We start from the raw sequence: 18598 nt of genomic DNA, 5'->3' as shown, positions 1-18598 counted from the left end.
GTCGGGGTCCTCACTGAGTTCATTCTATGGTTTCTATTCCACTGAGTGCGGTTCTCCACAGGAAGAACCGCCCTCAGGTGGGGGAGGGGAGCCGATCAGGCGGCGCTGTCGCTGGCCTCGTCGGCGTCGTCGTCGCTGTCGTCCTCGGTGCTCGGCTGCGGCTCCTCGCCGAGCAGGATCCGCTCGACCTCGCTGGGCTGGTAGCCCCACTCCACGAGCGCGCCGAGCACGCGGGCGTCCCACGCGGTCGGGTTGCGCCACGAGTGCTTGCCGGTTGTGGCCTCCCACGCGGCGATGATCGCGGCGAGGGTGGTCATGGTCGCGGCCTTCGGCGTGCTCGCCTTGGTCGCGATCTTGTGGCACTCCTCGTGCCCCGCGCCGTAGTAGCCGGTCGGGACGTCGATCCCGAGCAGCGTGAAGAGCATCGGGTGCCGGTGGTCCATGGCCTTGCTCAGCGAGTGGTGGCCGGTGACGACGGTCTCGCAGATCAGGGCCTCGGCACCATTCGGGGCGGTCTTGCGGGCCACGAACGTGGCCAGCCACTCGCGGCGCACCGTCTCCGCGCTCGCCCAGGCCTTGTTGTTGGCGATCACGCGGCGGCGCTCCTCGCGGCGGGCCTCGGCCTCCTCCTCGCTCTCGCCGCCCTCGTCCGCGCTGGCGGTGCTGCTGGACCCGCCGCCGCGACGACGCAGGCCGGAGGCGGCGAGGTCGGTGACGACCCACACCGGCACGTACTGCTGGTAGGGCTCGGCGGGCTCGTCGTCCTCGTGCTCCTCGTCGCTGTCGTCCTCGTGCTCCTCGTCGTACTCGTCCTCGGGGTAGACCCACTCCTTGACGACCTGGACGCGAGCGCCGGGAACGTTGGGCCACTCCTCCTCGGGCAGCGACTCGCCGTCCTCGGTGACCAGCCGCTCGATGCGCAGCACCTCGTCGGCCTCCGCGACCTCCTCGGCGCTCAGCACCGGCAGGCCCTCGGCGCGCAGCCGCTCGACCTCGGCGGCGTCGGCCTCGCGCTCGGCGGCCTCGTCGCGCAGCCGCTGGGCTTCGTGCGCGAGCGAGCGACGCCACCGCTTGGCGTTCTCCAGGCGCTCGACGGCCTCGGGGTCGTGCTCGAACTCGGCGAAGATCGCGGCCTCCTCCAACGTCAGGTCACCGGAGTCGAGCCGGTTGCGGCTCTGGTCGGCCTTGGTGACCACCAGGGCGGCGTTCACGGTCGGGCGGTCGATGCTGGTGCGCTTGGCGATCTGCGCGGCGCTCACGCCGAGCAGGGCCAGCTGCTCGACGCCTGCGACGATCTCGGCCTCGCGCATCCCGGCGCGGTGGATGTTCTCGACCATCTGGTCACCGATCCGGTCGGCGTCGGCGGGCTGGGGCACGACGTGGGCAGGGATCAGGCCGGTGGGGGTGCCGACCTCGGCGGCGGTGACGGTCCGGCGCTGGCCACGCAGCAGGACGTACTGGCCGTCCTCGTTGCGGTAGACCGTGACGGCCTCCAGCACGCCGCGCTCCTTGATCGACTTGCGGAACTCCTTGTGGTCGGCGCGCAGGTCGGTTCGGACGTTCGTGCCGATGATGATCTCGGCGGGGTCGAGGTACAGGAACTCCTCAGCCTGGACGGCCTCGGAGGGCTCGTCGGTGGCGGTCGCGGCGGGGGTCTGGATGGTGTCGGTCATGCGGCTGTCCTCCATGAGTAGAATAGAAAGAACTGACAGGACTAAGTCTCCCAGAGGGGGCCGACGCCTACCGGGCCACAGGGCGGACCTGTGGAAAGGTGGGCACCCGGCGAGGGTGGGGAAAACCCGGCCTCACCGGGCGCGGACTCCGCTGCGGCGGCGCGGCGCAGCTGCACCTCGTAGCTGGCTGGAACGGAAGGAGTCGAGCGAGGGTGGGAACGGCTGCGCAGGGCCCCGACCGGGAATGCAGCGGCGTTGGTGTTAGCCGCTGCAGCTCGACGCCGGCGGAGGAGACCAGGGGAGTGATCAGGTGACGAGTCAGACCACGAGCCCGGTCGGGATCTACTGGAAACCCGGCGTGTGGGACCTCGCACGATCGGCCTACCTCGCAGACCTGGATACCGACGCCGACTCACCCGGCTCGTTCGTTGGCTGGCTCGCCCAGGCGCTCGAGCTCTACGCCCGGCGCTCGCCGCAGCAGCGGGCCGAGCTCGCGGCCGCGGGCGAGAAGCATCCCGCCCTGGTCAGCGTGACCCGCAAGAGCTTCAACAAGAAGCACGACCTGCCCGCCGCGACCATCGAGGCGGTCGAAGACGCGCTCGTGGCCGACCGTCAGGAGCTCGGCCGGATGCTCGCCCGTTCGGTGTTCGCCCAGGAGGCAGTGATCGTCGCGGCCGAGGAGGCCCGCCGGCGCCTGGGCCGCGAGCTGCCGCCGCCACCGCAGAAGCTCAGCAACCGACCGCCGCGGCGCCGGCCTGCCCGGTAGCCGGCGAGGACGACGCCGGCAGTTTGGGTCGGCACCTGGTCCTAGCGTGCTTCCCAGCGCCCCGATCCGGTACCCGAGAGCCGGTCGGGGCGCTTCTGCGTGCCCTGGGCCCGCTGCGTCGCCAGCCGGGCTCGAGCGGTGGAAACGACTTCGGCCGATGTGATCGCTGCCGGGCCTGGATGACACGTAGGTGACTGCGGGACCCATCAACGTCTCGCAGTCACCTAGGAGGAAGTCATGTCCACCACCGTCACCTTCGCCGGCAACCTGGCCGAGGCACCGGAGCTGCACCACACCCGGGAGAACAACAAGCCGTTCGTCACCTGCCGCGTCCTGGTCAACCGCCGGGTCCAGAACGACCAGGGGGAGTGGGTCAGCGACGAGCCCACCGCCCACAACGTCAAGATCTTCGGCTCGGCCGCCACGCACGTACACGACAGCTGCGGATCCGGTGACCCGATCTTCGTCCACGGCCTCGAGCGCACCGAGAGCTGGCCGGACAAGGAGACCGGCGAGAAGCGCACCAAGGACGTCGTGGTCGTCGACAACCGCTTCGGCGAGGTCGGCATCTCGCTGAAGTACGTGTCCGCGCGCATCGACCGCGCCCCGCACGCGGCCCAGGCCAGCTGAGGAGGTTCGCTCCGATGGATCTCGTCGTTCAGTCCCCGGACGAGCTGCTCGCCGCGGTGCCGCACGTCCTCGGCTTCAAGCCCGAGGAGTCGATCGTCCTGGTGCCCTTCCGGCCCGGACTGCCGATCACCCGCGTTGACCTGCCCCGGACCGCCGCCGATCGCGAGGAGGTCTGGGACGCACTCAGCGGCCCGTACGGCCGCCACGCCCGGCCCGGTGCCCGCCTGGCCATCATCTGCATGACCGAGGACCGCCGCAGCGCCGAGCTGGCCAGCCAGCACCTGTCCAACCGTCTCCAGGACGTCGGCATCACCACCCACATCAGGCTGTGGTCCGACGGCGAGCGCTGGCGCGAGTTGAACACCGGCCAGACCGGGCTGCAGACCCCGTCGACCGCTGAGCGGATCGCGGCCGCGACCGTGCTCACCGGCGCCGCCCAGCCGGCCGCCAGCCGCGAGTCCCTGGCCGCCTCGTTGGTCGGCGACCGCGAGCCCATCGCCCAGCTGCTCCCCGCGGCTCGAGCGGCGGCCGCGGCCAGCACACCCGCTGCGGAGCGGGAGTGGGCACTGGACCGGCTCGAGCAGTTCCACGCCGACGGCAACCGGCTCTCCGATGTCGACGGTGCGCGGATGCTCGTGGCCCTGGAGACGATCAGCACCCGGGACGCGCTCTGGGAGGACATGAGTCGGGAGAACTCCACCTCCCACATGGCCATCTGGACCGACCTCACCCGCCGCGGCCCGGGCGAGGTCCGCGCGGCGCCGGCCTCCATGTCTGGCTTCGCCAGCTGGCTGCACGGCGACGGCGCCAAGGCATGGTGCGCGCTCGACCAGGTGCCCGCCGACCGGCCCTACTCCATGGCCGCCATCGTCGCCTCGGCCCTGCAGAACGGCATCCACCCCCGCGAGTGGGAGCGATACCAGACCCAGATGCGCGACATCGCCGCCGACCTGGACGAGTCCTTCGTCCCTAAGCCACCCGGCCAGCAGCGCGACATCCCGGGCACGCAGCCCGTCACCGACCGCCCGGCCCCGGGCCGCTGAGGAGGACCGCGATGAACCACCACCACGACACCCCGGTGCAGCCCAGCGCCACCGAGCGACAGCTGCGCCGCCTCGTTGTGCCCGAGCCCGCGGCCTACGCCGCCGACAAGCGCCTTGACGTCATCCGCGAACCCGACCTCGACCTTCTGTGGGGCTCGAATGAGTAGCGCCCGTGACTTCGAGGCCGCTGACGGAGAGCGCGGCCGATGGATAGACGCTCGGACCATCGAAGTCCTCGAGCAGGCTCGGTCGGAGATCGAGCCGAAGGCGAAGCCACCAGCCGAACACCGTGCCGATCGTGGAGTGCTCACCACCTGTGATGCCGGTCGCGTCGACTAGCAGCGGGACCTGATCGGGCCGGAAAGCGGGGGAGTGCCCGCACGCCGTCAGAGGTCAGCCCGCGCAGGAACATCCCCACCGGGTGATCGGCCCGGCCCATCAACGAGGTCAGCGTGCCCGGGGTCATCACCGAGCGTCGGCGGATGTCATCGACGAGGCCGTTCAACCACACATCAGCAGACATCGCGCAACACCGGCCCCTCAGTGTCGCCGTCGGCTGCCAGCCAACGATCACGATCGCGGAACAGCACGGTGATGAGCACGCGCGTCGTTGGGTTGACTACGACCGCCCACTCGCCGCCGGCGCGGACTTGCCGATCCGCGCCGTACGTGGCGTCCTGCGAGTAGAGCACTGTCGGCTCCTCGACGGCCATGTCGGCGGCCACGAGAAACTGCCCGGAGACGGCCACGAAGCTGCCCGCTGGCGGACATGAGAACTGCCCGCTGACGGTCATGGGATCTGCCCGACACGACGTCGTCTGCCTCGCCGCGCTGCGCGGTTGAGGCCCCTTCCTCGGGTGCGATGAGCGGTGCTGATGCGCCCTGTCGCTCCCGAGGAAGGGATGAGTTGAAGTCTGCCGAGGAGATCATGGAAATCTTGGATGCCTACGACCTGACCGGGTCGTTGCGCGATGCCGGTGAGCTGGCTGGCTGCTCCCATCACACGGTCAAGCACTACGTCGAGCGCCGTGCTGCCGGCGGCGCGCTGGATCGGCCAGTGGCGCGGCCGCAGCTGATCGATGAGTACCTGCCGAAGGTCGAGGAGTGGGTCGAGCGCAGCCACGGGAAGGTCCGCGCCGACATCGCGCACGAGAAGCTCGTCGCGCTCGGCTACACCGGCTCGGAGCGCACCACCCGCCGGGCGGTCGCACAGGTCAAGGCGGCCTACCGGGCGGGCCGGATCCGGGTGCACCGCCCGTGGGTGACCGAGCCGGGGATGTGGCTGCAGTACGACTACGGCGACGGCCCCGTGGTCGACGGGGTCAAGTCGGTGCTGTTCGTCGCGTGGTTGGCGTGGTCGCGGTTCCGGGTGGTGATCCCGCTGCGCGACAAGACGATGCCGAGCGTCTTCGCCGCCCTTGACCAGGCGTTCCGGCTGCTGGGCGGGGTGCCGACCTATGTGCTGACCGACAACGAAAAGACCGTCACGGTCGAGCACATCGCCGGGATCGCGGTCCGCAACCCCCAGCTGGTGGCGTTCGCACGTCATTACTCGGTGACCGTGCACACCTGCGTGCCCGCAGACCCGGCGTCGAAGGGCGGCACCGAGTCGTCGGTGAAGATCAGCAAGGCCGACCTCGTCCCGAAGGACACCAACCTGCGTGGCCAGTACGCCAGCTTCGCTGAGCTCGAGGCGGCCTGCGTGGACTTCTGCGACAAGGTCAACACCCGACCCCACCGGGTGACGAAGCGGCCACCGGCCGAGATGCTCGCCGAAGAGCGTGCCCGGCTGCACCCGGTCCCGGCGACGCCGCACACGGTCGCGTTCGGCACCACACGGCAGGTGCCGCCGAACACGCCGATGGTGACCTTCGAGTCCGGCCAGTACTCGGTGCCGCACTCCCTGCTCGGCGCAACCGTATGGGTCCGGGTTCACGGCCGCGGTGCCGACGAGCAGGTCGTCATCGTCCACGTCGGCGAGGACGGTCCGGTCGAGGTCGCCCGCCACCGGCGGGCCACGCCTGGCACGCCGAAGATCGAGGACGAGCACTTCCCGTCCCAGCCCGAAGGGCCGCTGGATCGCCGTCCCCGGGCGAAGAACGCCGCGGAAGCCGAGTTCCTCGACCTGGGCGAAGGCGCGAGGCTGTGGCTGGTCGAGGCCGCCGCTGCGGGCACCCCGCGCATGCGGGTGAAGATCACCGAAGCGCTCGCCTTGGCAAAGCTGTTCGACCCCGTCGAGGTCGACTGGGCACTGGGCCACGCCGCGGTGCACGGCCGGTTCGCCGAGGCCGACCTGTCCTCGATCCTGGACCACCACGCCCGTCGCCCAGCTTCGGGCGAGCACCGTGCCAGTGAGGACTCCTCGCTGACCCAGGGCACGAGCGCGTGGGCACGACTCGGAGCGCCGGTGAAGGCATCGGGCACCGACGAGCAGGTGATCGCGTGACGACCATGAGCACTGCGCCGCCGCTGCCCGCCGACCTGGAGGACCTGCTGCGGAAGCTGCGGTTGCCGCACATCCGTCGCCACGCCCCCGAGGTCGTGGCGACCGCGAAGGCCCAGCGCTGGGAGCCCGCCGAGGTGCTCAAGGCGCTGTTTGCCGAGGAGGTCGCCGGCCGGGAGCGGTCCGCACTGGCCACCAGACGAGCCGCGGCGGGGTTCCCGACTGGGAAGACCTTCGATGCATGGCAGCCCGAGATCTCCTCGATCCCGGCACCGACCCAGCAGGCGCTGCGGACCCTGGAATGGGTGCACCGGCGCGAGAACCTCGTCGTGTGCGGGCCATCGGGGACCGGCAAGACGTTCCTGCTTGAGGCGCTCGGCCAGCAGGCCGTCGAGGCCGGATTGAAGGTCGCTGGTTCACCCTGGAGCACCTCGGCGTGCTGCTGCGCCGCCACCGCGCGGACGACACCGTCACCAAGGCCATCGCCCGCGTCCTGCGCGCCGACCTGGTCATCGTCGATGACATCGGCCTGTTGCCCGTCGCAGCCGACGCCGCCGAGGGGCTCTACCGGCTCGTCGACGCCGCCTATGAGAAGCGCTCGGTCGCGATCTCATCGAACCTGCACCCGGCCGGCTTCGACGAATTGATGCCCAAGACGCTGGCCACCGCCACCGTCGACCGGCTGCTGCACCACGCCCACATCTGCCAAACCTCAGGTGAGTCAGTACGACTCACCCAGGCACTGGCCGGCCAGGGGGTGAGCCCGTTGAGCTAACCGAGCGGCCGGTAGTGGCCGCAGCCCCGTGGGCAGATCCCATGGCCACCACCGGGCAGTTCTCGTGACCGTCAGCGGGCAGGTCTCATGACCGCCACTGGGCAGTTCCTACTGGCCCTTGACACGGCCAGGCGCAGGTCACGGTCGCAGATCCCCCGCTCGGCCGCCCGGCGACGGGCATGTGCAGAGACGATCCAGCCGGCAACGGGCTCGGAAGGGCAACACGCATTGGAACCTCCTTGCTCGATGGGTGCCCGTACGGCGGCGGGGCGGTGTCATGAGCCAGGACAGGTCCGTAGAATCAGAGCTGCGGGTTCGTCCTCACGGGCGTCCTGGCGCAAGGGGTTCCGGGCCAACGGAGCCCCTCGCCGTCTATTCGGTGGGCGTCGGGTCGGCGTCCTCCCTCTCTGCGGCAGATCCGCTGCCGCGGATCGGCGGCCCGGCGGACAGCACCCCGGCACGCAACGCCGCCTCGTAGCCGGCCCGTAGGCCGTCTCCGTATCCGCGTTCCCACGGCGGCGACCTGCGGAAACTCCACCGATCAAAGCCGATCGGGTTCGCCAAGTCCCCCACGTCGTCGGCCAGCTTCGGCATCCACGCAGGGGCGTGCTCGTCCGACTTCCCTAGCGCGGCGCCGAAGCTCATGGAGGACCCCCACCCCGCCATTCACTTGTGTAGGTCGAAGCCGTCACGTGCGAAGCCGGCCAGCGCGCTCCAGTCGAGGTCGGGCAGACGCTTCAACGCCGCGCGGTACCCCGCCTGGTAATCCACGCGCGCCAGTTCGGCGAGGTGCGCGACGCCCGGCACGAGCAGCTCCTCAACGTCCTCGGGTGGCTGCCCTCCCGGGACTGCACCTCAGATCGGCGTCTGCCAGTTGGCGACCACGCCTTGGAGCCGCGTCATCAGGTCAAGCCACAGACCGCTGACCTGGAGCAGGCCGAGCGCGACCATCACCAGCCCTCCCACCAGCATCACCGTGGATGCGTGGCGTCGCGCCCACTGGAGGCGGTCCATCGCCCGCGAGACCGAGAACGCCGCCACGATGAACGGGATCCCCAGGCCGATGCTGTAGGCGAAGGACAGGAAAGCGCCACGACCGGCGCCGGCGCTGCTGGTGGCCAGGGTGAGAACGGCGGCGAGTGTGGGGCCGATGCACGGGGTCCAGCCGAGTCCGAACATGACCCCGAGGAGCGGTGCGCCGGCCAGCCCGGCGCGCGGGCGGTAGCCGAGCCGGAGGCTGCGGCTGGCGATCGGGAGCTTCCAGAACAGGCCGGTGAACATCAGTCCGAACACGATGGTGAGAGCGCCCAGGACGCGGACCAGCGTCTCCTGGTGGGCGATCAGCAGTGCACCGAAGGTGCCGAACAGGACGCCGTAGCTGGTGAACACTGCGGCGAACCCGGCGACGAACAGGACGGCGCCCAGGACCACCCGGCGAGTGCCGGGCGCGTGGGTGGTCGTGCGGGCCTCGGTCTTCATTGCGTTGGAACCCTCGGGGGGAGTTTCGGCGGCGCACGCGTCGGTGGAGTGGTGGTTCTCCGCTCCGGACATTCCGGCGACGTAGGACAGGTAACCGGGCACCAGAGGAAGGCAGCATGGCGAGAGGAAGGACACCAGTCCGGCCGCGATCGCCAACAGTGCCGCGACCACGAGCGGTCCGGACATCACCAGGTCGCTGGCGCTCATGGCAACGATGGTCTCGGTCCTGTCCTGGTGAGGGCCGCGGTGTCCACGGCGGATCTAGTACGAATCTAGGCTACGAGCCTTGGATCGGTGGGCGTGGGTCAGACACCGGCGTAGGAGTGGAGTCCGGTGATCCACAGGTTGACGCCGAAGAAGTTGAACAAGAACGCGGCGTAGCCGGCGAGGGCGAACCAGGAGGCGCGGACGCCGCGCCACCCGGCGGTTGCCTGGGCGTGCAGATGGGCCGCGTAGAAGACCCAGGTGATGAAGGCCCAGGTTTCCTTGGGGTCCCAGCCCCAGTAGCGGCCCCAGGAGTTCTCCGCCCAGATGGCGCCGGCGATCACGGCGAAGGTCCAGATTGGGAAGGCGAAGATGTGGGCGGTGTGGGCGACCTGCTCCAAGGTGCGCGTGGTGGGGAGGCTGGCGGCGTAGCGCCCCTTGGGCGCCTGCGCCGTGCCGCGTCGCTCTTGACGGTGGCGCACCAGGAACAGGCCGGTCGCGACAGCGCCGAGAGTGAAGACTCCGCCGGCGGTGATCGCGGCGGCGACGTGGATCACCAGCCAGTACGAGTCCAGCACCGGCACCAGCGCGCCGGCGGGGGTGTAGAGGACGGTGACGGCTAGGCCGAGGGCGAGCAGGACGATGGCCACGATCCAGACGCCGAAAGTGCGGACCGGGCGCCTGGACAGGAATGCCAGGTATGCGGCTCCGGCCGCGAGTGCGCACACGAGGACGAACTCGTACATGTTGCCCCACGGCGCCCGGCCGGCTGCGAGGCCCCGGGTGACCACGCCGCCGAGGTTGAGCAGGAACGCCAGCACGGTCAGCGACGTGCCGAACGCGCCCAGCAGGCGGCTGCGAGAGGGTGCGTCGTCGACCACCGTGCCGGCGCCTGCCACCCGCGCGCCCGCGACCTGGCCGGCAGTCTCGGCGGCGTAGGCGAGCAAGGCCAGCGCATAGACGGCGATGGCCGAATACACCAGCCCGTTGGAGAGTTGGGCGAATGTCTGCTCGTCGAAGATCATCCGGAGGCATCCTTAGCAGCGGGGGTGGAGTGGTGCGGGCCGTGCAGCGCGGCGACGAGGCTCTCGATCTCGTTGGGGGGCGGCTCGCGGCGGGTGAGGGAGTAGCCGGCGACCTCGACCAGGGACCCGCGCTCCTCGTCGGTAGGTCGCAGTCGCAGCCATAGCCGGCGTCGTCGGATGGCCAGTGAGGCGGTGAGCCCTAGGAGAAGGACGATGGCCGCAACCAGGGTGATCTCCTTGCCGGGGTCGTAGGCGATCTGGAAGTTGGCGAATCGGGAGACGCCGTCGAAGGTGAGGGTGCCTTGATTGCCGGGAAGCCTCATGGTCTCGCCGACCGAGAGTGCTTGGCTGAAGGGTTGCCCGTTGCGGCGCACCTGGGTGAGTTCGTCCTTGTCGAGGGTGTACACCGACTGCGGGACGCCGTCGCCGAACCCGAGGTCGCCGGTGTAGGCAGTGAGGAACAACTGGGGGTTCAGCGCGTCGGGGAACATCGAGTAGGGGCCTTGGGGCCCGACATCGGCGGTGGGTAGGAAGAAGCCCTCGAAGGCCAGCTGCGTCGGCTGGGCGTCCGGCGCCTTGATCACGCCGTCGGAGGCGTAGCTGGTGTCTAGCGGCAAGAACTGCACCGGTCCGGTGAACACAGCTTTGCCACGCCCGTCGCGCACGGTGACAATCGGGGCGTACCCGTTGCCGGTGAGGAAGAACTTGGTCTCGTTGACGTCGAGCGGGTGGTTGGGCTCGACGGTGACGGTCTGCTCCTCACCGCTGCCGGCGCGGTAGGCGAGCCGGGCGGCGAACTCTGTCGGTTGACCGAGGTTGGGTCCGCTGGTCTGGTAGGAGACGTCGAACTCCTCCAGGCGGAAGGACAACGGCTCTAGGTCGTTTACGTCGGTCCACGCCGAGGGGGAGAAGGCGTCGTACTGGGAGAGGTCGTTGGCGAACGTCGCGCCCTCGGTGACCGCCACCCGTCCTTCGAACCCGATCAGCTTGCCGGCGGCGATGCCGACCAGGAGCACCAGCAGCGACAGGTGGAAGGCGAGGTTGCCGACCTCGCGAAGATAGCCGCGCTCGGCCCGGACCTCGTCAGTGGCGGCGACGACGCGGAAACCCTTGCGGCGCAGATGCGCCGCGGCGGTGGCGATGATCTCGGCCGGCTCACGTGTGGTTTCCCAGGTGCGGTGGCCCTCCAGACGGGCCAAGTTGCGCGGGGCCGGCGGGGGTGCGCTGCGCACCGACTGCCACAGTCGACGGGATCGGGGCAGCACGCATCCGGTCATGGAGACCAGCAGCAAGACGTAGATGGCTGCGAACCAGGGGGAGGCGTAGACATCGAACATCCCGAGCCGGTCCAGCCAGGGCGCGAGCCGGGGATGCTCCTGGGTGTACTGGATCACCGCGGCCGGGTCGCTGGCGACGTTGCGCTGCGGAAACAGGGATCCTGGGATCGCGGCGAGCGCGAGTAGCGCGAGCAGGATCACCGCTGTGCGCATCGAGGTCAGGTTTCGCCAGGCCCAGCGCAGCCACCCCCAGGACGGCTGCGCCTGCGCCATCCCCGCCTGGGTGGCTTCCGTCGCCGTGGCCTTCGTCTTGACGTCAGTCACTGGCTCGCGTCCGATTCCGCGGCGGTTTCGGTGACGATTGTCGACAACGTCGAGTAGTCCGTGGGGCCGACTATCCTAGCTGCGAGGCGACCGTCGGCGTCGACGACCAGGGTGCTGGGGACCGCACTGGGCGGCAGCGCCGGGCCGAAGGCGAGCACCGCATCGCTCGAGGTGTCGGTGGTGATGCTGGGGTACTCAATAGCGTAACTGTCCTCGAACGCCCGAGCGGCGGCATCGTTGTCGCGCACGTTGATCCCGACGAACCGCACCCCCAACTCCTCGGATTCCTCCGACACTCGCTTGAGGACGGGGGCCTCGGTCCGACACGGCGCGCACCAGGAGCCCCAGACGTTGTAGACGACCACCTTGCCGGCCAGGGCGGTGCTGTCGAAGCGGCCGCCGTCCAGCAGCTGGCCCGTAAACGGCTCGACCTGTCGCCGGTTCTCAGCGGAGATGACCTCGACAACGCCGTCGGTGGCCGTCGGCGTGCCTGGGCCCGTCGTGCACGCCGAGAGTCCAAGGGTCGCCACGACAAGGACGGCCGCGGCGCGGGCGCGGCCCCTTCGGCGGCTCTTCAAGGCAGTGCTCCTTCCACGGGCTTCCACCGGGGCGCGCCATCGCGCCATAGGGCAACTACTACCCTACATAGCAGTTACCGCGTTTCCCCCGCCGGGACTCCACTGGCGACGAGAGAGCAGGCAGGCAATTGGGACAACCGACCGCACGACGAGGACGCGCCTTCAGATGGACGGTCGTCGGGGGGCTCGCGACGGCCCTGCTGTCCGCATGCGGCGCGCCATCCAGCGACGCCCCCGTAGAGGACTTCGCGGCTCCGCCGGTCGAGCCGATCGCGGTGGACGGGCTGGATCGCTGCGCCGGGATGGAACGCAAGGCCCCCGGTGATGAGAGTTCTGACCGGCTGCCAGCGGTGGACCTGCCGTGTCTCAACGAGCGGAGGGCGGTGGACGCCTCCCGGCTGGCCGGACCAGCTGTAGTCAACCTATGGGCGTCATGGTGTGGACCATGCCGCAAGGAGATGCCGATGCTCGCGGAAGCGGCCAGGGATAACCCCGATGTCCGGTTTGTCGGCATCAACACCCAGGACCGCTCCGAGGCGGCGGCCGATCTCCTTGCCCGGACGGGGGTGACGTACCCACAGTTGGTCGACGTCGACGCGGTGGTGCTCGGCTACACCCGGGTCCCGGGACTACCGGTGACCCTCGCGTTGGACGCGGACGGCAAGGTGGTGGACCGGGTTATCGGCGAGATCTCCGGCGCGGAGCTGGCCACGCTGCTGGACTCGCTGGCAGAGCAGGAGTGACCGCGTGACCCACGCGCCCCGGACTCCTCTTCCGACCCGCGCGACCGCAACTGGCGAGACGGCTCCCTCGACCGTCCGCCGGCCTCGGCGCCGCAACCTGCTCGCGCGGCTCATGGCGGCATCGCTCGCCGGTGTTGCCGCCGCGGGAGCCAGCGCTCCGTGGGAGCAGCGCTGGCTACTACCATTGGCGGTCGCCGCGCTGGTGCTCTTGCTCCAGCGGGTGTCCCTGCGTCAGGCGTCCTTCCTCGGGTTATTGTTCGGGCTCGGCTTCACGCTTGCATTGACGGCATGGATGCGGGCCGTAGGCACCGACGCCTGGCTGCTACTCAGCCCTGTCGTCGCCGCCTACTACGCCCTCGCGGCGGTCGGCATCGTGCTCGTGTCTCGGCTGCGCGGATGGCCGTGGTGGACCGCATGCGTGTGGGTGACGGTCGAGGCCGCGATGTCGGCCTGGCCGCTCGGCGGCTTCCCGTGGACCCGGCTGGCCTGGGCCACTGTGGACACCCCGTTCGCCCTGTGGCTGCCCTGGGTCGGCGCCGCCGGCGTCAGCTTCCTGGTCGCCCTGACCGGCGCCACGCTCGCCTGGATCCTCCGTGAGGGCAAGGCGCGCCCCGCGCGAGCGGTCGTGGCCATCGTTGCCGCACTCCTGGTCGGTTCCTTGCCGGTCCTGTTCAGGCCCGAGTCGTTGACATCCTCCTGGGAAGCCGACCGACCGACCGTGACGGTCGCGACGGTTCAAGGCGATGTGCCCGGCGCCGGGAACGATCTGGTCGCCGTCCATGAGCAGGTGACCGAGAACCACGTCCGGGCCACCGTCGACCTCGCCCAGCGGGTGCGATCCGGTGCCGTCCCGCGGCCCGACTTCGTGCTGTGGCCGGAGAACTCCACCGCCGTCGACCCGTTCCGCGACGCCCAGACCAACGCAGGGATCACCCGGGCCGTGACGGCGATCGGAGTGCCGGTGCTGGTAGGCGCCATCGTCGACGGTCCTCGCCCGGACGCCGTGCTCAACCAGGGGCTTGTCTGGCTGCCAGACGGCTCGACCGAGGAGCGCTACACCAAACGCCACCCGGTGCCCTTCGGCGAGTACGTGCCGTTTCGCAGCCAGCTCTCCGAACTCAAGATCGGGCGCCTGGACATGATCCCGCGCGACATGATCGCCGGCACCCGCACCCGGCCGCTCGACATCGCCGGCACCCGCGTCGCGGACCTGATCTGCTTCGACGTGGCCTTCGACGACTCCGTCACCGCCCAGATCGAGAACGGCGGCCAGATGGTAACCGTGCAGACCAGCAATGCCACCTTCACCGGAACCGCACAGCTGCAGCAGCAGTTCACCATCAGCCGGGCTCGTGCCATGGAGACCGGCCGCACCGTGGTGGTCGCCTCCACCAACGGCATCAGCGGCGTCATCGGTCCGGACGGCACCGTCCGCGACCAGCTAGCACCCCGGACAACCGATATCGCGGTCGCGCAGGTCCCCCTCATCGACGCGCAGACGCCCGCCGTGCGCTACGGCTCGCTGGTCCGACAGGTCCTGTCCCTGGCAGGTGTCATCGCTGTCATCACGGCGATCACGGCGATCGCGGCGGCCGCCGGATGCAGACTCAGGCTGCGTCGACGTGGCGGATGGCGTGCGCCCCTGTAGCGGGCGAAAGCTAGGTTCCTTGCACTGGGCCAGGGGCGACATGCCGATCGGTCCCGGGCGGGGCGTCGCGACGAGATGAGTCGGCTGGGCCTGACCCGCAACTGTTCACCTAGCACGGGGAGGGCGGCCGCATGATCCAGTCCTCGGCGGCAGGCTTGGCTCGCCGGGTGTTCACAGGCCGAAGGCGCCGCCCTCGATCAGGATGACGATGCCCAGCACGATGAGGACGAGTGGGAACAAGATGTGCTCCCAACGCTCCAGGACCTCTGCGATGGGCTTACGGGTGGCCACGAACTTGGCGGCCAGGACAAGGACGGCGACCAGGGCCAGGAAAACGACGCAGTAGGCCACGAGAGCACCGGTGCCGACCGCAAGAAACACTGGCACGTAGACCCCGATGTTGTCTCCGCCGTTGGCGAAGGTGACTGCGGCCACCGCCAGCGCGCTGATGGGCTTGTCAGCGAACTTGTCGTCGTCATCGTCCCCGTTGCGCCAGACCTGCCAGGCGGCATAGATACCCAAGAGCAGCGGAATGAGACCGAAGTACGGGATGGCGTCGTCGGGAAGGAACAGCCCGGCACCGAAGGTCACCGCGACAGAGGCCAGGAGGATCCCACCGAACCCCAGGTACTGCCCGACAACGATCCTGGTGGTGGTGCCGCGTTGGCCGGCTCCGCGCGCAAAAAACAGGGAGAGAACGATGATGTCGTCGATGTTGGTGACCAGGAACAGGCCAATCGCCTGCAATGCGGAGGTGATCAAGTCCGTGTCTCCTTCACTTCTTCGGTGTCGACGCTCTTGGTCGCTCGTCTCGAGAGGACTGCGGGTGTTCGCTGGCTGCGACCGCAGAGTCCAGTTAGCCGGCGCACGGCAGGTGCCCGGCCACTGAGCGCGATGAACTGGCCCGCCTTAAACCCGAGACCCCTCTGCTTTCGCCGGCCGCGCTCCTGTGGCCCAGGCTGAGCGAGACGAACTCGGGGAGGGGTGTTCGCACGAAGACAAGGCTGGCCAGTCGCAGTCTGCGGCTGCTCAGCGAGGCAGTTCGGTCGTCATTGAATGTCTGTCATGGCTCGTTGGTGGGCGCCGGGGTGGCTGGGCGGTCCTCCACCGGCTGCGGGGCATCCGTCGTGCGTTCGGCGCGAGCGTGCAGCAAGGCGATCACGATGAAGCCGGTGACCAGGAAGGTGTCGGCGAGGTTGAAGGTGGGCCACCAGCCGGTGTGCAGGTAGTCGGTGACCCGGCCGTCGCGGGCGCGGTCTACGACGTTCGCGAGGGCGCCGCCGATCACGGCGCCTCCGGCGATCCGCTCGACCCATCCGGCGTGCGGGGCCCTACGCCATGCGTACACCATGATGGCGACGGCGATGGCGGCGGTGATGGCCACAATCACGCCGACGGGAAGCCTGTCGCCCATGCTGAACGCCACGCCGGAGTTGTAGGCCAGCTGCAGTTGGATCAGTCCGAGGTCGACCGAGGAGTCGGCCAGCCGGGCCTCGGATGCGGCCTTCGCGGCCAGGTCGATCGCGGCAATAGTTGCAGCTGTTAGCAGGACCGTGGCGCGACTCCTTCTGGCAGGTGTCGCGGTCTTGCTGGGACGGCCGGTCACCTGGCCCCGGCTTTCGCCGGCACCGTAGCCGCTGTGGGAGTGGCCGTTGGTGCTGGGGGAAGTGGGCGGACGCGGCCGGCGCGGACGCCGTTGCCGATCACGAAGATCTCAGCGACCTCGTGGACCAGGACCACCGCGGCGAGCCCGAGTACGCCGAGGGCGGCCAGCGGGATCAGGATGGCGATCAGCACGAGGGAGAGGCCGACGTTCTGCAGCATGATCGACCGTGCCCGGCGGGCGTGGGTCAGGGTGTGCGGCAGGTGGCGCAGGTCTTCGCCCATGAGGGCGACGTCGGCGGTCTCGATCGCCACGTCGCTGCCCATCGCCCCCATCGCGATGCCGACGTCGGCGGTGGCCAGAGCGGGGGCGTCGTTGACGCCGTCGCCGACCATCGCGGTCGGCCGGTCCTCGCGTAGCCGGTGGATGATGGCCGACTTGTCCTCGGGTCGGAGCTCGGCGTGAACGTCAGTGATGCCGGCCTGGTCGGCTAGGGCGGCGGCGGTGCGTTCGTTGTCGCCGGTGAGCATGGCGACCTGGTAGCCGCTGGCGCGGAGGCGGGCGACCACCTCGGCTGCCTCGGGGCGCAGGTCGTCGCGGACGGCGACGGCGCCGATCACGGCCCCGTCGTACTCGATGAGGACCGCTGTAGCGCCCGCTTCCTGCATGGCGGTGACGGGCTCGGAGAGCTCGCCGGCGGGGATCCAGCCGGGCCGTCCCAGGCGAGCCGGGCGGCCGTCGATGGTTCCGGTGAGGCCGGCGCCGGTGACGGCCTCGACGTCTTGGGCGTCGCGATGGTCGGTGACGGCGGCCAGGATCGCGCGGGCCAGGGGGTGCTCGCTGCGGGACTCCAGGGCGGCGGCGATGTCGAGGACCTGCTCGCGAGTGTGGCCGGGGGCGGTGGCGACCTCGACGACGGAGGGTTGGTTGCGGGTCAGGGTGCCGGTCTTGTCCAGGGCGACCGCACGGATCCGGCCGAGGGACTCAAGGGCGGCTCCGCCCTTGACCAGGGCACCGATGCGGCTGGCGGCGCCGATCGCGGCGACCACGGTGACCGGCACGGAGATCGCCAGCGCGCACGGGGACGCGGCGACCAGGACGACCAGGGCGCGTTCGATCCAGGTCGCCGGGTCGCCGAGCAGGCTGCCGGTGATCGCGATGACGGCGGCGAGGACCATGATCCCGGGCACCAGGGGTTTGGCGATCCGGTCGGCGAGCCTCTGGGCGTTGCCCTTGCGGGACTGCTCGGCCTCGACGATGTTGACGATCCGGGCCAGGGAGTTGTCCTCGGCTGTGGTGGTGACCTCGACCTCGAGGACGCCGGTTCCGTTGATGGAGCCGGCGTAGACGGCGTCGCCTGGGCCGGCCTCGACCGGTACGGACTCCCCGGTGAGGGCGGAGACGTCCAGGGCGGTGCGCCCGGCGCGGATGACGCCGTCGGTGGCCACGCGTTCGCCGGGCCGGACTAGGAACAGGTCGCCGATCGCGAGGTCTGCGGGGGCAACGGTGACCTGGGTGCCGTCGCGGAGGATGGTGGCCTCGGCCGGGACCAGGGAGAGCAGGGCGCGCAGGCCGCGGCGGGTGCGGGCCACGGCGTACTCCTCGAGGCCCTCGCTAATGGAGTAGAGGAATGCGAGTGCGGCGGCCTCGGCTACCTCGCCGAGGATGACCGCGCCGACGGCCGCAATCGTCATCAGCGTGCCGACGCCGATCTTGCCCTTGGCCAGCCGCTTCAAGGTGCTGGGCACGAAGGTCCAGGCCCCTAGCGCCAAGGCGATCCCGTTGAGGCTCGTGACCGCCCAATCGGGGCTGTCGTTGAGACCCGCGAGGAACCCGGCGATCAGGAAGACCCCGGCGGCAGCGGCGAAGCGCAGCTCGTTGACCTCCCAGAGCCGTTCCGGCTCGTGCTCCTCCAGCTCGCCGTCGTCGTTTCGCGCTTCGTCGTGGCCGCAGCCGCAGGCGTCCGTCACGGTGCCACTTCCTCAGTCGTGGTGGGGGTGGTCCCCGTGTCTGTGTCGGTGGGGATGTCGTCTAGGCCGTAGTTCGGGCACAGGTCGACGGCCTCGCCGGTCAGGGCGAGCAGCTTCTCGGCCGCACCGAGCAGGTCCATCAGCTCGGGGTGAGCGATGGAGTAGAACATCTGCCGGCCCTCGGGTCGGCCGACGATCAGGCCGCAGTCGCGCAGGCAGGCGAGGTGGCCTGAAACCGTGCCTTGTGCCACCCCGAGGGCCTCGGTGAGGTCCACTACCCGCCGCTCGCCGTGGGCGAGCTGTCGGACGATCGCCAGCCGGTTGCGGTCCGCGAGTCCGTGGAACAGGGCCGCTCCGCGCCGCAGCGCCGGGTCGGCGTTAGCCGTTGTCATTGCCATAGGCCGATGATAGCGTGCG

At 70.0% G+C, this 18598-nt stretch carries 19 protein-coding genes and 1 pseudogene; 8 read left to right on the top strand and 12 right to left on the bottom strand.

The window, feature by feature from the left end; genetic code table 11:
* Positions 1-95: 95 nt before the first annotated feature.
* Positions 96-1673, bottom strand: a complete 1578-nt coding sequence (locus I601_RS20445; protein ID WP_068113968.1) for a ParB/RepB/Spo0J family partition protein — start codon at positions 1671-1673, stop codon at positions 96-98.
* A gap of 310 nt (positions 1674-1983) precedes the next feature.
* Between I601_RS20445 and I601_RS20440 the strand changes: the two genes are divergently transcribed.
* From I601_RS20440 to I601_RS21435, 4 genes are all read left to right on the top strand, one after another.
* Positions 1984-2439, top strand: a complete 456-nt coding sequence (locus I601_RS20440) for a hypothetical protein (RefSeq protein ID WP_084527922.1) — start codon at positions 1984-1986, stop codon at positions 2437-2439.
* Between the two features lie 237 nt (positions 2440-2676).
* Positions 2677-3069: a single-stranded DNA-binding protein gene (locus I601_RS20435; RefSeq protein ID WP_068113961.1), complete on the top strand. Its 393-nt coding sequence runs from the start codon at positions 2677-2679 to the stop codon at positions 3067-3069.
* 14 nt (positions 3070-3083) lie between these two features.
* Positions 3084-4112: a DUF4192 domain-containing protein gene (locus tag I601_RS20430; RefSeq protein ID WP_068113958.1), complete on the top strand. Its 1029-nt coding sequence runs from the start codon at positions 3084-3086 to the stop codon at positions 4110-4112.
* A gap of 11 nt (positions 4113-4123) precedes the next feature.
* A complete protein-coding gene (locus I601_RS21435) occupies positions 4124-4279 on the top strand; it encodes a hypothetical protein (protein WP_169834732.1) in 156 nt (51 codons plus the stop codon).
* 345 nt (positions 4280-4624) lie between these two features.
* On the opposite strand, the gene I601_RS20425 is transcribed toward I601_RS21435, so the two are convergent.
* Entirely contained in the window at positions 4625-4906 is a 282-nt protein-coding gene (locus I601_RS20425) for a hypothetical protein (protein WP_068113955.1), read from the bottom strand.
* Between the two features lie 113 nt (positions 4907-5019).
* On the opposite strand from I601_RS20425, the gene istA reads away from it, so the two are divergent.
* Positions 5020-6558 (top strand): IS21 family transposase, encoded by a 1539-nt coding sequence (istA, locus tag I601_RS20420; RefSeq protein ID WP_179948550.1) that lies wholly within the window; start codon positions 5020-5022, stop codon positions 6556-6558.
* Positions 6559-6563: 5 nt separating this feature from the next.
* Positions 6564-7330 (top strand): annotated as a pseudogene (gene istB / locus I601_RS22020) (IS21-like element helper ATPase IstB).
* Positions 7331-7702: 372 nt separating this feature from the next.
* On the opposite strand, the gene I601_RS20410 reads toward istB, so the two are convergent.
* The 6 genes from I601_RS20410 to I601_RS20390 all read right to left on the bottom strand — a co-directional run bounded on the left by I601_RS20410 (position 7703) and on the right by I601_RS20390 (position 12217).
* Positions 7703-7975, bottom strand: a complete 273-nt coding sequence (locus tag I601_RS20410) for a hypothetical protein (protein ID WP_157520379.1) — start codon at positions 7973-7975, stop codon at positions 7703-7705.
* 21 nt (positions 7976-7996) lie between these two features.
* Positions 7997-8137 carry a hypothetical protein gene (locus I601_RS21280; RefSeq protein WP_157520376.1) on the bottom strand — a complete coding sequence of 47 codons (141 nt, stop codon included), beginning with the start codon at positions 8135-8137 and terminating at the stop codon, positions 7997-7999.
* Positions 8138-8185: 48 nt separating this feature from the next.
* Positions 8186-9016, bottom strand: a complete 831-nt coding sequence (locus I601_RS20405; RefSeq protein WP_068113948.1) for a cytochrome c biogenesis CcdA family protein — start codon at positions 9014-9016, stop codon at positions 8186-8188.
* Positions 9017-9114: 98 nt separating this feature from the next.
* Positions 9115-10038: a c-type cytochrome biogenesis protein CcsB gene (ccsB, locus tag I601_RS20400; RefSeq protein ID WP_068113942.1), complete on the bottom strand. Its 924-nt coding sequence runs from the start codon at positions 10036-10038 to the stop codon at positions 9115-9117.
* Positions 10035-11639 (bottom strand): cytochrome c biogenesis protein ResB, encoded by a 1605-nt coding sequence (resB, locus tag I601_RS20395; protein WP_068113940.1) that lies wholly within the window; start codon positions 11637-11639, stop codon positions 10035-10037. Before resB ends, ccsB begins: the two co-directional genes overlap by 4 nt.
* Positions 11636-12217 carry a TlpA family protein disulfide reductase gene (locus I601_RS20390; protein WP_169834731.1) on the bottom strand — a complete coding sequence of 194 codons (582 nt, stop codon included), beginning with the start codon at positions 12215-12217 and terminating at the stop codon, positions 11636-11638. The genes resB and I601_RS20390 overlap by 4 nt, the downstream gene beginning before the upstream one ends.
* A gap of 302 nt (positions 12218-12519) precedes the next feature.
* On the opposite strand from I601_RS20390, the gene I601_RS20385 reads away from it, so the two are divergent.
* On the top strand, positions 12520-12960 hold the full coding sequence (locus I601_RS20385) for a TlpA family protein disulfide reductase (protein WP_237089650.1): 441 nt from the start codon (positions 12520-12522) through the stop codon (positions 12958-12960).
* Positions 12961-12964: 4 nt separating this feature from the next.
* Positions 12965-14608 carry an apolipoprotein N-acyltransferase gene (lnt, locus tag I601_RS20380; protein ID WP_237089499.1) on the top strand — a complete coding sequence of 548 codons (1644 nt, stop codon included), beginning with the start codon at positions 12965-12967 and terminating at the stop codon, positions 14606-14608.
* Between the two features lie 171 nt (positions 14609-14779).
* Here lnt and I601_RS20375 read toward each other — a convergent pair whose 3' ends face one another.
* The 4 genes from I601_RS20375 to I601_RS20360 form a co-directional block, all read right to left on the bottom strand.
* On the bottom strand, positions 14780-15370 hold the full coding sequence (locus tag I601_RS20375; protein ID WP_068113926.1) for a cadmium resistance transporter: 591 nt from the start codon (positions 15368-15370) through the stop codon (positions 14780-14782).
* 301 nt (positions 15371-15671) lie between these two features.
* Positions 15672-16214 (bottom strand): signal peptidase II, encoded by a 543-nt coding sequence (lspA, locus tag I601_RS20370; protein ID WP_068113923.1) that lies wholly within the window; start codon positions 16212-16214, stop codon positions 15672-15674.
* Positions 16211-18181 (bottom strand): heavy metal translocating P-type ATPase, encoded by a 1971-nt coding sequence (locus I601_RS20365; RefSeq protein WP_068113917.1) that lies wholly within the window; start codon positions 18179-18181, stop codon positions 16211-16213. Before I601_RS20365 ends, lspA begins: the two co-directional genes overlap by 4 nt.
* Positions 18178-18579, bottom strand: coding sequence for an ArsR/SmtB family transcription factor (locus I601_RS20360; protein WP_084527919.1), 402 nt, complete (start codon positions 18577-18579; stop codon positions 18178-18180). The genes I601_RS20365 and I601_RS20360 overlap by 4 nt, the downstream gene beginning before the upstream one ends.
* Positions 18580-18598 lie beyond the last annotated feature (19 nt).

The sequence above is a fragment of the Nocardioides dokdonensis FR1436 genome (assembly GCF_001653335.1).
Classification (GTDB): domain Bacteria; phylum Actinomycetota; class Actinomycetes; order Propionibacteriales; family Nocardioidaceae; genus Nocardioides; species Nocardioides dokdonensis.
The sequence above is the reverse complement of the archived record's forward strand: the minus strand, read 5'-3'. Positions and strand labels throughout refer to the sequence as shown.

What these genes read in the sequence shown, in the direction of transcription:
- I601_RS20445 (WP_068113968.1), bottom strand. Translation starts at nt 1,673, where the DNA reads ATGACCGACACCATCCAGACCCCCGCCGCGACCGCCACCGACGAGCCC.
- I601_RS20435 (WP_068113961.1), top strand. Translation starts at nt 2,677, where the DNA reads ATGTCCACCACCGTCACCTTCGCCGGCAACCTGGCCGAGGCACCGGAG.
- I601_RS20430 (WP_068113958.1), top strand. Translation starts at nt 3,084, where the DNA reads ATGGATCTCGTCGTTCAGTCCCCGGACGAGCTGCTCGCCGCGGTGCCG.
- I601_RS21435 (WP_169834732.1), top strand. Translation starts at nt 4,124, where the DNA reads ATGAACCACCACCACGACACCCCGGTGCAGCCCAGCGCCACCGAGCGA.
- I601_RS20425 (WP_068113955.1), bottom strand. Translation starts at nt 4,906, where the DNA reads ATGACCGTCAGCGGGCAGTTCTCATGTCCGCCAGCGGGCAGCTTCGTG.
- I601_RS20410 (WP_157520379.1), bottom strand. Translation starts at nt 7,975, where the DNA reads ATGAGCTTCGGCGCCGCGCTAGGGAAGTCGGACGAGCACGCCCCTGCG.
- I601_RS20405 (WP_068113948.1), bottom strand. Translation starts at nt 9,016, where the DNA reads ATGAGCGCCAGCGACCTGGTGATGTCCGGACCGCTCGTGGTCGCGGCA.
- ccsB (WP_068113942.1), bottom strand. Translation starts at nt 10,038, where the DNA reads ATGATCTTCGACGAGCAGACATTCGCCCAACTCTCCAACGGGCTGGTG.
- I601_RS20385 (WP_237089650.1), top strand. Translation starts at nt 12,520, where the DNA reads ATGGAACGCAAGGCCCCCGGTGATGAGAGTTCTGACCGGCTGCCAGCG.
- I601_RS20360 (WP_084527919.1), bottom strand. Translation starts at nt 18,579, where the DNA reads ATGGCAATGACAACGGCTAACGCCGACCCGGCGCTGCGGCGCGGAGCG.